The organism is Neorhizobium galegae (genome assembly GCF_021391675.1).
GTDB classification, from domain to species: domain Bacteria; phylum Pseudomonadota; class Alphaproteobacteria; order Rhizobiales; family Rhizobiaceae; genus Neorhizobium; species Neorhizobium galegae_B.
This window is the reverse complement of the sequence record NZ_CP090095.1, coordinates 3,303,604-3,318,324: the sequence shown is the minus strand read 5'-3', so window position 1 is coordinate 3,318,324 and position 14,721 is coordinate 3,303,604. Positions and strand designations below refer to the sequence as shown.

Here is a 14,721-nt window from a genome sequence, read left to right as displayed (position 1 = left end):
GAAGGATCACGCGGCGGTTTCGGAAAGCCCGAAACCGCCATCCTGGCCGGGCATGAAGGCCTCGATCGCCGCCAGCCCCTGGGCGCGGTAGATATCCCTGTCGTGAAACAGTTCGTGGCGCGCGCCGTTGATGGTGATCAGCTGACCGGCACGGAAATTGCGCGACAGTTCCTCCTGCGCCGCATAGGGGACGATGGCGTCGAGGACGGGAGCGAGGATCAGGGTCGGGATGGTTATTCGGGTCAGATGCGACTGGGAAGACACCCGCCGCGCCGCCTTGAATGTCTCGTGCAGCCAGCGCGCCGTCGGCGGGCCAATCGTCAGCTCCGGATGGGCGGCGCCGATCTCGACGTTGCGGGCAAAACGCTTCGGGTCCGAGGTCAGCGGGTTGTCTTCGAAGGGGCGGTTGCTCCGGTCGGTGCCCATCGAGATGCCGCCGAAGCCGGTCCAGCTTGCCAGCCCGGCGAGCGAACGGATCAGCCCTTCCGGCACGCCCTGACCCGAGAGCGCGATATAGGGAGCTGCAATCGCCATCCGGTTGATGCGGTTCGAAAGCCGCGGGGCAGCCGAGAGCGCGATCAGGGCGCCGGTCGAGTGGGCAACCAGGAAGAAGGGCAGGCGGGCATCCGGCAGGACGATATGTTCGAGGAAAATTTCGAGATCCCGCTCGTAATCGGAAAAGCGGCGGACATGGCCCTTGCGCGGATTTTTCGTCAGCCGCTGCGAGCCGCCCTGGCCGCGCAGGTCGAAGGTCGCGACCCATAGGCCCATGGCGTTCAGGTCCCGGATCGTCTCGAAATATTTCTCGATGCACTCATTGCGGCCCTGCATGAGCACGATGGTGCCGATCGCCGGCGACATCCCGGAGCGGAACAGGCCGTAGCGTAACCGGGTGCCTCGATGGCCGGTAAAATAGCCGGCCGTGCAATTGATCGGAGCCGGATTGCCGGGCGTCGGGTGGAGAATGTCGTCGATGGAATCTGCCGCTTCGCTCATGCCGGCAGGGTCAGCCAGCGGCGGCGGGACGTCAAGGAAAAAGCGCGACTGGCGGCAGCCGATGGCGTGCCAGACGATATCGAAGAAATCGGAGGGCTTGCACGCTGCCGGTCTAACATGTGTATTCGACCGCATTCGCAGATTTCTGGATGTCCGTCGGCCCGCGGGAGCACGGGAGTGTGCGAGGAGGTTGGTTGGCGTCAGTCGAGGTATAAGAGGGAGACAAGTCATGTATTACGCAATCCTTGCCTACCATCAGGAGGGAGTGGTGCAATCCTGGACCGAGGAGGAGGATCAGGCGCTGATGACCGAGCTGCTGGAGGTCAATGACCGTCTGGTTGCGCAGAAATCCCTGGGACCTGCCGCTCGACTCGGGCCGACGGAGCAGGCCGTGACATTGCGGGGCAAGAGCGAGGGCATGGTCATCGACGGTCCGTTTGCCGAGACCAAGGAGCAGCTGCTCGGCCTCTACGTGGTGGATTTTCCGACGATCGATGGAGCCATTGCGGCGGCACGGGATCTGCGCCGGGCCAATCCGACGGCGGTCTACGAAATCAGGCCGATCCTGCTCTATCTGCCGGGCGCGCCGCTGGAGACGCGGGCCGAGGACTAAAGGAGTTTTCAGCAGGAAAAAGAAGCCGGAATCGCGGGTCTAGGGATACCCTAAGCGATTCCGGCAATTGATGACCGAAGCGAAGGGACGAATGGAGCTTCGGTCGAGAGAGACAGTCTGCCTTCCACTGTCACTTCTATCAAAACGATCCTGAACCGGCCCGAAACGGGCTGTTCATGTCAGGTTCACGGGTGGAACCGCGCCGCGACCCGGGGCCTTGAAGCCGCGAAAACCAATCCCCATCTGAACTCTGCGGGCGCCACAAAGGGTCCGCTCAACGCGACCGACATCGCCATTACGGGATGCGGGCGCTTAACTTAACCGCAACGTCGCTTCCCAAGGAGGACTCCATGCGTCACGTCGATTTTACCCCCTTTACCGCTCCACCGTCGGCTTCGACCGCCTTTTCAACCTGCTCGACAATCGTGGTCCGACCGACCAGACCCCGAGCTATCCGCCCTACAATATCGAGCGGACCGGCGATAACACCTATCGCATCACCATGGCTGTCGCCGGTTTCGACGAAAAGGAACTGAGCCTCGAAGCCCATGCGAACGTGCTGACCGTGAAGGGTGAAAAGAGCGAGGACGAAACCGCCGCCGACCAGAGCGAATATCTCTATCGCGGCATCGCCAAGCGCGCCTTCGAGCGCCGCTTCCAGCTCGCCGATCATGTCGAAGTGCAGTCCGCTTCGCTGAAGAACGGCCTGCTCCATATCGACCTTCTCCGGAATATTCCGGAAGCCATGAAGCCCCGTCGCATCGCGATTGCCGCAGACGCAGTCGCTCCGAAGACGATCGAGGCTCAGGTAACCCCGCAGCAGGTCAACTAACCCGCTGCCGGGTTACCGGCCGATATATTCGAGCAAGCCCAATGCGGCCCTTCCTCTTGGGGGAAGGGCCGTTTTTGGTTTTTGTGGGGATTAATTTGCGGCGATCTTCCGCGGACGTCCGCCTTTGCGGCCATTTTCCCGGGCTGCTGCCGTTTTGGTCGCCGAGCGGACCTTGCCTCCGGCGGCACCCAGCTGAGCAGCCATCCAGCGTTTCGAGCCGAATATGCCCTGGAGGAGGCCGGGGACGTACACGTCGGCGTCGAGTTTCGGCCAGTGAAGGCCAAGGCCCGTAGCGCTGATCTCGATCTCGGAGAGCTCTCCCTCTGAAGCTTCGGAAAGCCCTTCGATCTTCCTTGCCGGGATTGCCACCTGGACATCGGTGTTGAGACCGATGACGATGCGGGACGAGCGTCGATCGTAACGGGCAGAGACGGCATACCCCGCCTCCCGCTGAACCTGCATGCGTTCCTCGGCTGCTCTCAGTTCCTGTTCAGAAATCGCCATGATGGGCACTCCATGCCGCACAAAGGGCGGCTATTTCTTCTGCGAGGGTTTCCTCGATACGGCGGAGTTCAGCGAGCTTGAAACCGTAGCTCTCCCGCAACTCCAGTGGTCCACCGGGGCAATTCAGGATGAAGACCGCTTCTCCGCCAGCTCCCTTGACATGGACATGCGCGGGACGATGATCGTTCGGATAGATCACCACGCGTAGGCCAGCGAAACGTAGAACGGTCGGCATGGTTTAATATAATAAAACCCAAGCGCTTTGGAAAGTGCCTGGGTTTCAATCTCTCATCGGGAAACGGTGAGTAATGCCGGGCCTCAGGCCGCAGCCGGGGCCGCGACGGCATCCTTCTTCGCCTTCAGGCGGTTTGCATATTTCTGGGCGATGACGGCGCAGGCCATCAGCTGGATCTGGTGGAAGAGCATCAGCGGCAGGACGATGGCGCCGATCGAGGAGGACTGGCCGGCGAAGATGGCGTTGGCCATCGGCACACCGCTTGCCAGCGACTTTTTCGATCCGCAGAAGGTGATGGTGATCTCGTCTTCCTTGTTGAAGCCGAGCGCGCGGCTGCCGAACATGGTGATGCAGAGCACCACTGCCAGCAGCGCCATGTCGACCAGGATGACGACGCCGATATCGAGCACCGAAAAGGTGTGCCACAGGCCTTCCATCACCGCTTCCGAAAAGGCGAGATAGACGACCATCAGGATCGAGCCACGGTCGACGGGCGCGAGCATCTTCTTCTTCGAGCGAATCCAGTTGCCGATCCAGGGCTGCAGGATCTGGCCGAGAACGAAGGGGGCGAGAAGCTGCAGCAGGATGCTTTCGAGCGCATCCCAGGAGAAACCGGCGTCACCGGTGGTCGAGAGCAGGATGCCGGCCAGCAGCGGCGTCAGGAACATGCCGAAGATGTTGGAGCCGGAAGCGGCGCAGATGGCCGCCGGCACGTTGCCGCCGGCGATCGAGGTGAAGGCGATCGACGACTGCACGGTCGAGGGCAGCACGCAGAGGAAAAGGATGCCGGCATAGAGCGGCGCGGCCAGGATGTCGTCCGGGATGAAGCCGATCATCAACCCGAGGATCGGGAAGATCGCGAATGTCGTCAGCAGGATCGTCAGGTGCAGGCGCCAGTGCAGGATGCCCGCCACCACGACATCGCGCGACAGGCGCGCGCCATGCAGGAAGAACAACAGGCCAATGGCGATGTCGGTGGCGACGTTGAACCAGTCGGCATAGACGCCGTGGATCGGCAGGGCCGAGGCGAGAATGACGGTGCAGACGAGAAGGACCGTGAAGCGGTCCGGCAGAAAACGGCTCATGGGCGGATTCCTCGGATTTGAGGATTTACCCCTCCCTTATCATGAAGCAGAATGCAAACACTAACAGTTATCACGGTAACGGATAGCCATGCTGAACCTTCACCACCTGAACAGTTTCGTCATGCTGCAGCAGACAGGCAGTTTCACGGAAGCTGCAACCCGGCTGGGAATCGGCCAGTCGACCGTCACCCAGCATATCCAGCGGCTCGAAAAATCGCTCGGCCGCCAATTGGTGTTTCGCGATACGCATCAGGTGAAGCTGACGGCGGAGGGCGAGGCATTGCTCGGTTATGCGCGGGGCATGCTGGACATGAACGGCAAGGTGGCCTCGCTGTTCGGGGAGAGCCGGTTGCGCGGGCGGCTGCGGCTCGGGGTTTCGGAAGACGTGGTGGCGAGCCGGCTGACCTCGATCCTCGAAGATTTCATCCGGCTTTATCCGCTGGTCGATCTGGAATTGACCGTGGCGCTCTCGGCGGTGCTCTACCAGATGCAGGACCTTGGCGATCTGGATCTGGTGCTCGCCAAGCGGCATATCGGCGAGACGCACGGTCGGCTGCTTTATCGCGAACCGTTGGTCTGGCTGGCGCGCGACCCGGATGTGGCGCTGCGCGGCGATGCGTTGCCGCTGATCGCCTTTCCGCCGCCGAGCATTACCAGGCGCGTGGCCCAGGAGGCGCTCGACCGGGAAAAGATGGCCTGGCGGATCGTCTGCACCTGCGGCAGCCTGAGCGGGCTGACGGCGGCGGCGCGGGCCGGTATGGGCGTGCTCGTCCAGCCGCGCAGCATGGCGCCGGCGGGGCTCAAGGAGATCCCTGGAGACCGGCTGCCGGTGCTGGAAGACGTGGAATTTGTGCTGATTCCGCGTTGCGGCGCCGATGCCGCGCTCATGGAGGCGCTGTCGAGCCTGATCGTGGCGCAGATCGCGCCACAACATCAAGCGTGACGGTCGCGAGAGAGGCGCCTGGCTCGTTGGGCAGGCGTGGTAAATGGGACGTGAGGCGGCGCGTGGAGCCCCTCCCCCTTGTGGGGAGGGGTTGGGGAGGGGACTTTGCTCCAGTTAAAACCCCTCCCGCCTGCCGGCCACCCTCCCCACAAGGGGGAGGGTTAGGGATGCCGCACCGCCTCACGTCCCCTAAGCGATAGCGCTGCCCCAATTGGGAGATCGAAACGCGGCGTCGTTCAGCCCGCTTTGCAGATCGACAGGAACTGGTCGATATCCTCTTCGGTGGTGGCGAACGAGGTCACGAGGCGGATCAGGGTTTCGTCGTCCTTCACTGGCTCCGGCATGTTGGTCGGCACCGGCCAGCCGTAGAATTTCGCGCCCTTGGCTTCGGCTGCCTCGGCCGATGCCTTGTTGAGCACGGCGAAAACCTCGTTGGAGGTCGTGTCCCAGGCAAGCCGTGTGCTGTTCAGCGAGCCGATCCCGGCGCGCAGGCGGTCGGCCATGCTGTTGGCGTGGCTTGCCATGTTGAGCCAGAGGCCGTCCTGCAGATAGGCATCGAACTGGGCCGAGATGAAGCGGGTCTTCGAGAAGAGCTGGGCGGCGCGCTTGCGGATGAAGGCGAAGTCCCTGGCCAGCTCCGGATTGAAGAAGACGATCGCTTCCGCACACCAGCAGCCGTTCTTGGTGCCGCCGAAGGAGAGGATGTCGATGCCGCGCTTCCAGGTCATTTCGGCGGGCGATACGTCGAGGGAGACCAGGGCATTGGCGAAACGGGCGCCGTCCATATGCACCGGCAGGCCGTTCGCCTTGGCGATCGCGGTGATCGCGTCGATCTCGTCGAGCGTATAGATGGTGCCGGTTTCGGTCGCCTGGGTCACGGTGACGGCTGCGGCGCGGCCGTGATGGAGCGAATCCTGCGGGAAGCCGGCGATCCGGGCTGCCAGTCTGGCCGGATCCATCTTGCCGTCTTCGCCTTCGACCGGAACCATGCGCATGCCGGAAAAGAAGTCGGGCGCGCCGCATTCATCCTCGATTACATGCGCTTCCGAATGGGAGAAGGTGACGCCGCCGATCCGGGCGATGCTGGCGAGCGACAGCGAATTTGCGGCCGTGCCGGTGGAGACGAAATAGACGGAGACGTCCCGTTCGAAGATCTCGTTGAAACGGGCCTCGACCGCCTTGTCGAGGTCGCTGTTGCCATAGGCGGCGGCAAACCGGGTCGACTCCTTGGAGAGGCGTTCATTGATGGACGGATGGGCGCCGGCCCAGTTGTCGGAAGCGAAAAACATTTTGAAAAATCACCCTGGAAGCTTTGTCTTGGAAGGCGTGCGGAGATTAATCTTTTTGAACCGGTAATCAATCGGCGAGGGCGGCCGAAAGGCCAAAACGGTTAGGTCAGCAAGTAGCACGCTTTAAAACCCGCCCGAACGTAATTAAATTTCGACATCTACGGCATTTGGCGTAATCTTCTGTCGCCAAAAGCGGGAGATTTTTAGCAACCGCTCTTGTCGCCGGTTAACTTCTATGGCATAAATTTTGAAAATTAGGACAGAAGTGCTGTCCTAATTCCGGGAAATGAAGCGATAATTGGCGCGTCTTTTCCGCTGACGCTCACGCCGATCCGGGTTATGTTGCGCTGCAAAGCTGCAACTGACGCTGGAGCGGCGCCATCGCATGAAGCACGGGATGGAGCTTGGCTGTCATCCCCAAGAGATATTTGAGGGCCACTTTGCCCGCTGCCGAAGGCGGCCAACAGGAGGAATGACGATGACGAAGACCATCTCCGAGATGTCCGGCCTTGATGCCCCGATGTCCGCCGAGACGAAAACTCGCATTCCGTTTGTCGCGAACGGCATTCCGGCCGCGCAGGGTCTCTATAACCCCCGCAACGAGCACGATGCCTGCGGCGTCGGCTTCATCGCCCATATGAAGGGCAAGAAGTCGCACCAGATCGTCAAGGACGGCCTGTTCATCCTCGAGAACCTGACGCATCGCGGTGCCGTCGGCGCCGACCCGCTGATGGGCGATGGCGCCGGCATTCTGGTGCAGATCCCCGACCGCTTCTTCCGCGAGGAGATGGCGGCGCAGGGTGTCACCCTGCCGAAGGCCGGTGAATATGCCGTCGGTCACATCTTCATGCCGCGCAAGGCGGATGAGATCGAGCACTACAAGAAGGTGATCGAGGACGTCATTGCGGAAGAGGGGCAGCAGTTCCTCGGCTTCCGTGATGTGCCGGTCGATAACTCTTCGCTCTCCAAGGCACCGGATATTGCCGCCACCGAACCGCATCACGTTCAGGTCTTCATCGGCGCCGGCAAGGACGCCGCGACCAACCACGATTTCGAGCGCAAGCTGTTCCTGATCCGCAAGGTGATCTCCAACCGCATCTATGACGCATTCGGCGGCGTCGACATGGGCTTCTATCCGGTGTCGCTGTCGTCCTCGACGATCGTCTACAAGGGCATGTTCCTGGCCTATCAGGTCGGCGCCTATTACAAGGACCTGGCCGACCCGCGGTTCGAGACGGCGGTGGCGCTGGTGCACCAGCGCTTCTCGACCAACACCTTCCCGTCCTGGAAGCTCGCGCACCCTTACCGCATGGTCGCCCATAACGGCGAAATCAACACGCTGCGCGGCAACGTCAACTGGATGGCGGCGCGCCAGGCGTCGGTCTCCTCGCCGCTGTTCGGCGAGGATATTTCCAAGCTCTGGCCGATCTCCTACGAAGGCCAGTCGGACACGGCCTGTTTCGATAACGCGCTCGAGTTCCTCGTGCGCGGCGGTTATTCCATGGCGCATGCCGTGATGATGCTTATCCCGGAAGCCTGGGCCGGCAACCAGTCGATGTCGCCGGAGCGCAAGGCCTTTTACGAATACCACGCTGCCCTGATGGAGCCGTGGGACGGCCCGGCTGCCGTTGCCTTCACCGACGGCCGCCAGATCGGCGCGACGCTCGATCGCAACGGCCTGCGTCCGGCCCGCTACATGGTCACCGACGACGACCGCATCATCATGGCGTCGGAATCCGGCGTTCTGCCGGTGCCGGAAGAGAGCATCATCAAGAAGTGGCGCCTGCAGCCGGGCAAGATGCTGCTGATCGACATGGAAAAGGGCCAGATCGTTTCGGACGACGAGCTGAAGTACGAGCTTGCGACCAAGCATCCCTACGGCAAGTGGCTGGACAAGACCCAGCTCATCCTCGAAGACCTGAAGCCGGTGGAGCCGCGGGCGCTGCGCCGCGACGTGTCGCTGCTCGATCGTCAGCAGGCCTTCGGTTATACGTCGGAAGACACCAAGATCCTGATGTCGCCGATGGCGACGACGGGCCAGGAAGCCGTCGGCTCGATGGGCACCGATACGCCGATCTCGGCCATGTCTGAAAAGTCGAAGCTGCTCTACACCTATTTCAAGCAGAACTTCGCGCAGGTCACCAACCCGCCGATCGATCCGATCCGCGAGGAACTGGTCATGAGCCTCGTGTCGTTCATCGGCCCGCGTCCGAACATCCTCGACCACGAGGGTGCCGCAAACGCCAAACGTCTGGAAGTGCGCCAGCCGATCCTGACCAATGGCGATCTGGAAAAGATCCGCTCGATCGGCCACACGGAAGACCGGTTCGACACCAAGACGCTCGATTTCACCTATGACATCGAGCGTGGCGCCGAAGGCATGCCGGAAATGCTCGACCGTCTCTGCGAACGTGCGGAAGCTGCGGTCAAGGGCGGCTACAACATCATCGTGCTCTCCGACCGCCAGATCGGCCCGGACCGCATCGCCATCCCGGCGTTGCTGGCGACGGCCGCCGTGCACCATCACCTGATCCGCAAGGGGTTGCGCACCTCGGTCGGCCTCGTGGTCGAATCCGGCGAGCCGCGCGAAATCCATCACTTCTGCTGTCTCGCCGGTTACGGCGCCGAGGCGATCAACCCTTATCTCGCCTTCGACACGCTGACCGACATGCACATGCGCGGCGAGTTCCCCAAGGAAGTCGATGCGTCTGAAATCGTCTACCGCTATATCAAGGCGGTCGGTAAGGGCATTCTCAAGGTCATGTCCAAGATGGGCATATCGACCTACCAGTCCTATTGCGGTGGCCAGATCTTCGATGCGATCGGCCTCTCTTCGGGTCTGGTCGAGAAGTATTTCTTCGGAACGGCTTCGAACATCGAAGGCGTCGGTCTCGAAGAGATCGCCCAGGAAACCGTCACCCGTCATCATGCGGCCTTCGGCAAGGACCCGGTCCTGGCGACGACGCTCGATATCGGCGGCGAATATGCTTACCGCATGCGCGGCGAGAGCCATGCTTGGACGCCGGATGTGGTCGCGACGCTGCAGCATGCGGTACGCGGCAACAGCCAGGAGCGCTACCGCGAATTCGCCGAGATGGTGAACGAGACGGCGGTGCGGATGAACACCATCCGCGGCCTGTTCAAGATCAAGTCGGCAGGTGAGATCGGCCGCAAGCCTGTGTCGATCGACGACGTGGAGCCGGCGGTCGATATCGTCAAGCGGTTTTCGACCGGCGCCATGTCGTTCGGCTCGATTTCCCGTGAAGCGCATACGACGCTTGCGATCGCCATGAACCGGATCGGCGGCAAGTCGAACACCGGTGAAGGCGGCGAGGAAAGCGATCGCTACATGCCGCTGCCGGACGGCAGCCAGAACCCGGAGCGTTCGGCGATCAAGCAGGTCGCGTCCGGCCGCTTCGGCGTCACGACGGAATACCTGGTCAATGCCGACATGCTGCAGATCAAGGTGGCGCAGGGTGCGAAGCCCGGCGAAGGCGGCCAGCTGCCCGGCCACAAGGTGGACGCGACGGTCGCCAAGACCCGTCACTCGACGCCGGGCGTCGGCCTCATCTCGCCGCCGCCGCACCATGACATCTATTCGATCGAAGACCTGGCGCAGCTGATCTACGACCTGAAGAACGTCAACCCGACCTCGGACATTTCCGTCAAGCTCGTTTCGGAAGTGGGCGTCGGCACGGTTGCCGCAGGTGTCGCCAAGGCACGCGCCGACCATATCACGGTGGCGGGCTTCGACGGCGGCACGGGCGCTTCGCCGCTGACCTCGCTGAAGCATGCGGGCAGCCCCTGGGAAATCGGCCTCGCCGAAACCCAGCAGACGCTGGTGCTGAACGGGCTTCGCTCGCGCATTGCCCTGCAGGTCGACGGTGGTCTGAAGACCGGCCGCGACGTCATCATCGGTGCGTTGCTCGGTGCGGACGAATTCGGTTTCGCGACCGCTCCGGTCATCGCCGCCGGCTGCATCATGATGCGCAAGTGCCATCTGAACACCTGTCCGGTCGGTGTCGCCACCCAGGACCCGGTTCTGCGCAAGCGCTTCAAGGGCACGCCGGAGCATGTCATCAACTACTTCTTCTTCGTTGCCGAAGAAGTGCGCGAAATCCTGGCCTCGCTCGGCTTCACCCGCTTCGACGAGATCATCGGCATGGTCGAGCTTCTGGAAAAGGACGAGATGATCGCCCACTGGAAGTCCAAGGGTCTCGATTTCTCGAAGATCTTCCACAAGGTGGCGGCTCCGAAGGAAGCGACCTACTGGACTGAACGCCAGAAGCACCCGATCGACGACATTCTCGACCGCAAGCTGATCGAGAAGTCGCAGGCTGCGCTCGAAAACAAGGAACCGGTCGTCTTCGAAGTGCCGATCAGGAACGTCGACCGTTCCGCCGGTGCGATGCTCTCGGGTGCACTTGCCAAGCGCTGGCGCCACAAGGGCCTCAAGGACGACACGATCCATGTAACGCTGCGCGGCACGGCCGGTCAGTCATTCGGCGCGTTCCTTGCGCATGGCATCACCTTCGATCTGGTCGGCGACGGCAACGACTATGTCGGCAAGGGCCTGTCTGGCGGCCGTATCATCGTGCGCCCGCCGGAAAACTCGAAGATCGTTGCCGAGAACTCGATCATCGTCGGCAATACCGTGCTTTACGGCGCGATCACCGGCGAGTGCTATTTCCGCGGCGTTGCCGGCGAGCGCTTTGCCGTTCGTAACTCCGGTGCGATCGCTGTCGTCGAAGGCGTCGGCGACCACGGCTGCGAATACATGACCGGCGGCATCGTCGTCGTGCTCGGCGAGACGGGACGCAACTTCGCGGCCGGCATGTCCGGTGGCGTCGCTTACGTGCTCGACGAGAGCGGCGATTTCGCCAAGCGCTGCAACATGGCGATGGTCGAACTCGAACCGGTTCCGGAAGAGGACGACATGCTGGAAAAGCTGCACCATCACGGCGGCGACCTCATGCACAAGGGACGCGTCGACGTTTCCGAGGACATGACGCGCCACGACGAGGAACGCCTCTACCAGCTGATCTCCAACCACCTGCATTACACGGGCTCCAACCGCGCCAAGGAAATCCTCGACCGCTGGAGCGAATACCGGCCGAAATTCCGCAAGGTCATGCCGGTGGAATACCGCCGTGCGCTGGTGGAGATGGAGCGTATGCGGATGGGTGTTGCTGCGGAATAAGTTTCGCGAGGATTGTTAGGTTTTAACCGGCTGCGAGAGCGGCAGGACGGATTGAGGGTTTAAACATGGGCAAGGTAACGGGTTTCCTGGAGATCGACCGGCAGGTGGGCAAGTATCAGCCGGCTTCCGACCGCATCCGCCATTTCCGCGAATTCACCATCCCGATGTCGGATGCGGAGGTCACCAAGCAGGCGGCGCGCTGCATGGACTGTGGCATTCCCTATTGCCATGGCCCGACCGGCTGTCCGGTTCACAACCAGATCCCGGACTGGAACGACCTCGTCTACAACAACAAGTGGGAGGAGGCGATCCGCAACCTCCATTCCACCAACAACTTCCCGGAATTCACCGGCCGCGTCTGCCCGGCGCCTTGCGAGGAAGCCTGCACGCTGAACCTGGAAGATGCGCCGGTCGCCATCAAGACCGTCGAGCAGGCGATCGCCGACAAGGCCTATGAGCTCGGCTTTATCGCGCCGCAGCCGGCGACCATCCACACCGGCAAGAAGGTCGCGATCATCGGCTCCGGCCCCGCCGGCATGGCGGCTGCCCAGCAGCTCGGCCGCGCCGGCCACGAAGTGCATGTCTATGAGCGCGAGTCCAAGGCCGGCGGCTTGCTGCGCTACGGCATCCCCGACTTCAAGATGGAGAAGAACTTCATCGATCGCCGCGTCGAGCAGATCACCGGCGAGGGTGTCACCTTCCATTACGGCGCCAATGTCGGTGTCGACATTCCCGTCGAGAAGCTTCTCGCCGAGCATGATGCGGTGCTCTATTGCGGCGGTTCGGAAACCCCGCGTCCGGCCGGCATTCCTGGCGTCGAGCTGCATGGCGTCTATGACGCGATGCCCTATCTCGTGCAGCAGAACCGCCGCCTCGGCCGCGAGAACATCGAAAGTGTCGCCTGGGCGGCCGATCCGATCCTGGCCGGCGCCAAGCATGTCGTCGTCGTCGGCGGCGGTGACACGGCGTCGGACTGCGTCGGCACGGCCTTCCGCCAGGGCGCCGTCAAGGTGACCCAGCTCGACATCCGCCCGCAGCCGCCGGAAAAGGAAGACAAGCTCGCCGTCTGGCCGTTCTGGGCCACCAAGATGCGGACCTCGTCCAGCCAGGCCGAAGGTGCGGTGCGCGAATTCCAGGTGGCGACGCTCGAGTTCGTTGGCGAAGACGGCCAGCTCATCGGCGTGCGCTGCTGCGAAGTCGACGAGCGCCGCAAGCCGATCGCCGGCACGGATTTCATCATCAAGGCCGATCTCGCCTTCATCGCCATCGGCTTCTCCGGTCCGCTGACGGACGGGGTTCTGAACGAACTCGACGGCAAGCTGACGCTCAATGTCGACAAGCGTGGCTCGACCAATGTCGTCGCCAACGACAAGGACTACAGGACCTCGATCGACAAGTTCTGGACCGCCGGCGACGTGCGCCGCGGCCAGTCGCTGGTCGTCTGGGCGATCCGCGAAGGCCGCCAGGCGGCCCGGGCGATCGACGAGGCGCTGACGGGAAGCTCGGTTTTGCCGCGGTAAGTGGCGGGAATTTCGCTGGGCAGACGGTTGATGTGAGTCGGTGCGGCAAGCTCCTTTAATCTCCCCCACAAGGGGGAGATCGGATGCGGCGCGGTTTCACTCCCTCTCCCGGTTTGCGGGAAAAGGGCGAATGCCACACCCGATCGCTAACGGGTCGCCGCGCTCACGGCCGGGATCCTATAATCGTCAATGCGTCCGGCCGGCGCCGGGGCGAGTTCTCCGCGCCTGACCAGTTTGTCGCGCGGTGTTTCGACGAGGACGGAGGGGAGTGGGGCGGCGCCGAGAAGGTCCTTGCCGCCGTCGAGCTCGGGGTCGGAGAGGCTGATCGGATGGGTCGGGATGGCCTGGCCGGGCGAGGCGGGAAGGGTGGATAGAGCCGGCAGGTTGGAGCCGTCGAGCTTCACGACATCGGGGCTTGCCATTTCGCCGAGATGCCGGCGCGCGAGCTTTTCCACGTAGAAGGCGAGCTTCTGCTTGCCGGCCTTGGTGAAGGTGATGCCATCGGAACCGCGCAGGCGCACCTGCTGGCCGTTGACGTCCGACCCGGTGACGATGAACTTGCCGTCCTCGTCGACGAAACCTTCCCAGATATCGACGAATTCGCCGCCGGCCTTTTCCGCCTGGTTGCGGTAAATGGCGTTGAGCGTCACGGCGTCGGCGGTCGCCACCGGCGACTGGAAGGAAGGCAGGCCGACCCAGAGGAGCGGCAGCTTGCGTGCGGCGACGATGCCGACAAGTTCGGTCACCCGCCGCTCGTATTCCTTGAACCAGGCGTCGCTGCGGAACTTTTCCTTGGTGCTGCCGATCGTCATCTGCTGGCGGTCGTTGGCCCCGAGCATGATCACGACCACGGCGGGTTTCACCTCGTCGAGCATGGCGGGAAGCTCGGCCGCCCAGTCGAGGTGATCCTCGCGCACGAGACCGGAGGAGCCGTCGCTGCGCTCGGTGATCGCGACGCCGGGAGCGGTCGCAAACGCCGTTTCCAGTTCGCTGCCGATGCCGCCGGCCATAAAGTCGCCGACCACCAAAACCTGCTTGGCATTATTGATTTTGGCGACCGGTTCCGGCGCCGGTGGCGCGATCGGCTGCACCGGGCGGGGAGCGGCCGCTCGTCCCGTGCTGCGGCGCGGCCGCGGTTTCATCTCGATGATCGAGCCGTCGCGTTCGTAGCGGCGGCGGCTGTAGGGGGCGGGCCGCTCATAGCGGTCGTCGCGCTCGTAACGCGGACCGCCGAACAGGTAATCGAAGAGGTTACGGCGCGGGATGGGCTCCTGGGCGGCGGCCGGCGGCGAGCCGGCCGGCAGGGCGACCAGCACCGCGAGGAGGAAAAGGGCCAGACGCACCCATCCCCAGTTTCGCACGCCCTTGTCTGGTCGAGGCCTGTTCCGCCAGGCACCGTTCTGGACGGTCTCTTTTTGCCCGGATTTATGCAAAGCCTTCATGCCTCCGCCGCCCCGCAAGTCTTGCGGGAGATTCCCTTAAACGATGTGGCGCGATACGCCTT

Annotated in this window: 10 protein-coding genes and 1 pseudogene; 5 read left to right on the top strand and 6 right to left on the bottom strand. The window is 62.9% G+C overall.

The annotated features are described in order from the left end of the window. Positions 1 to 6 precede the first annotated feature (6 nt). Positions 7 to 975 carry an alpha/beta fold hydrolase gene (locus tag LZK81_RS16550; protein ID WP_233956592.1) on the bottom strand — a complete coding sequence of 323 codons (969 nt, stop codon included), beginning with the start codon at positions 973 to 975 and terminating at the stop codon, positions 7 to 9. Between the two features lie 250 nt (positions 976 to 1,225). Between LZK81_RS16550 and LZK81_RS16545 the strand changes: the two genes are divergently transcribed. Then, the gene (locus LZK81_RS16545; protein WP_233953958.1) at positions 1,226 to 1,609 is read left to right on the top strand and encodes a YciI family protein; all 384 of its coding nucleotides are present in this window, start codon (positions 1,226 to 1,228) and stop codon (positions 1,607 to 1,609) included. 350 nt (positions 1,610 to 1,959) lie between these two features. Beyond that, positions 1,960 to 2,441: pseudogene (locus tag LZK81_RS16540) on the top strand (Hsp20 family protein). A 90-nt stretch (positions 2,442 to 2,531) separates the two neighbouring features. On the opposite strand, the gene LZK81_RS16535 reads toward LZK81_RS16540, so the two are convergent. From LZK81_RS16535 to LZK81_RS16525, 3 genes are all read right to left on the bottom strand, one after another. Next, a complete protein-coding gene (locus tag LZK81_RS16535) occupies positions 2,532 to 2,945 on the bottom strand; it encodes a DUF2442 domain-containing protein (protein WP_233953957.1) in 414 nt (137 codons plus the stop codon). Then, the gene (locus LZK81_RS16530; protein ID WP_233953956.1) at positions 2,932 to 3,180 is read right to left on the bottom strand and encodes a DUF4160 domain-containing protein; all 249 of its coding nucleotides are present in this window, start codon (positions 3,178 to 3,180) and stop codon (positions 2,932 to 2,934) included. Before LZK81_RS16530 ends, LZK81_RS16535 begins: the two co-directional genes overlap by 14 nt. A gap of 83 nt (positions 3,181 to 3,263) precedes the next feature. After that, positions 3,264 to 4,265: a bile acid:sodium symporter family protein gene (locus tag LZK81_RS16525; protein WP_233953955.1), complete on the bottom strand. Its 1,002-nt coding sequence runs from the start codon at positions 4,263 to 4,265 to the stop codon at positions 3,264 to 3,266. 88 nt (positions 4,266 to 4,353) lie between these two features. Between LZK81_RS16525 and LZK81_RS16520 the strand changes: the two genes are divergently transcribed. Next, a complete protein-coding gene (locus LZK81_RS16520) occupies positions 4,354 to 5,208 on the top strand; it encodes a LysR family transcriptional regulator (RefSeq protein WP_233953954.1) in 855 nt (284 codons plus the stop codon). 236 nt (positions 5,209 to 5,444) lie between these two features. On the opposite strand, the gene LZK81_RS16515 is transcribed toward LZK81_RS16520, so the two are convergent. Next, positions 5,445 to 6,497 (bottom strand): threonine aldolase family protein, encoded by a 1,053-nt coding sequence (locus LZK81_RS16515; RefSeq protein ID WP_233953953.1) that lies wholly within the window; start codon positions 6,495 to 6,497, stop codon positions 5,445 to 5,447. A gap of 499 nt (positions 6,498 to 6,996) precedes the next feature. Between LZK81_RS16515 and gltB the strand changes: the two genes are divergently transcribed. Further along, complete coding sequence (gene gltB / locus LZK81_RS16510; protein ID WP_418936506.1) at positions 6,997 to 11,697, top strand: glutamate synthase large subunit; 4,701 nt, start codon at positions 6,997 to 6,999, stop codon at positions 11,695 to 11,697. Between the two features lie 65 nt (positions 11,698 to 11,762). Then, complete coding sequence (locus LZK81_RS16505) at positions 11,763 to 13,217, top strand: glutamate synthase subunit beta (RefSeq protein WP_233953952.1); 1,455 nt, start codon at positions 11,763 to 11,765, stop codon at positions 13,215 to 13,217. A gap of 146 nt (positions 13,218 to 13,363) precedes the next feature. On the opposite strand, the gene LZK81_RS16500 is transcribed toward LZK81_RS16505, so the two are convergent. Further along, on the bottom strand, positions 13,364 to 14,659 hold the full coding sequence (locus LZK81_RS16500) for a GDSL-type esterase/lipase family protein (protein ID WP_418936447.1): 1,296 nt from the start codon (positions 14,657 to 14,659) through the stop codon (positions 13,364 to 13,366). Positions 14,660 to 14,721 lie beyond the last annotated feature (62 nt).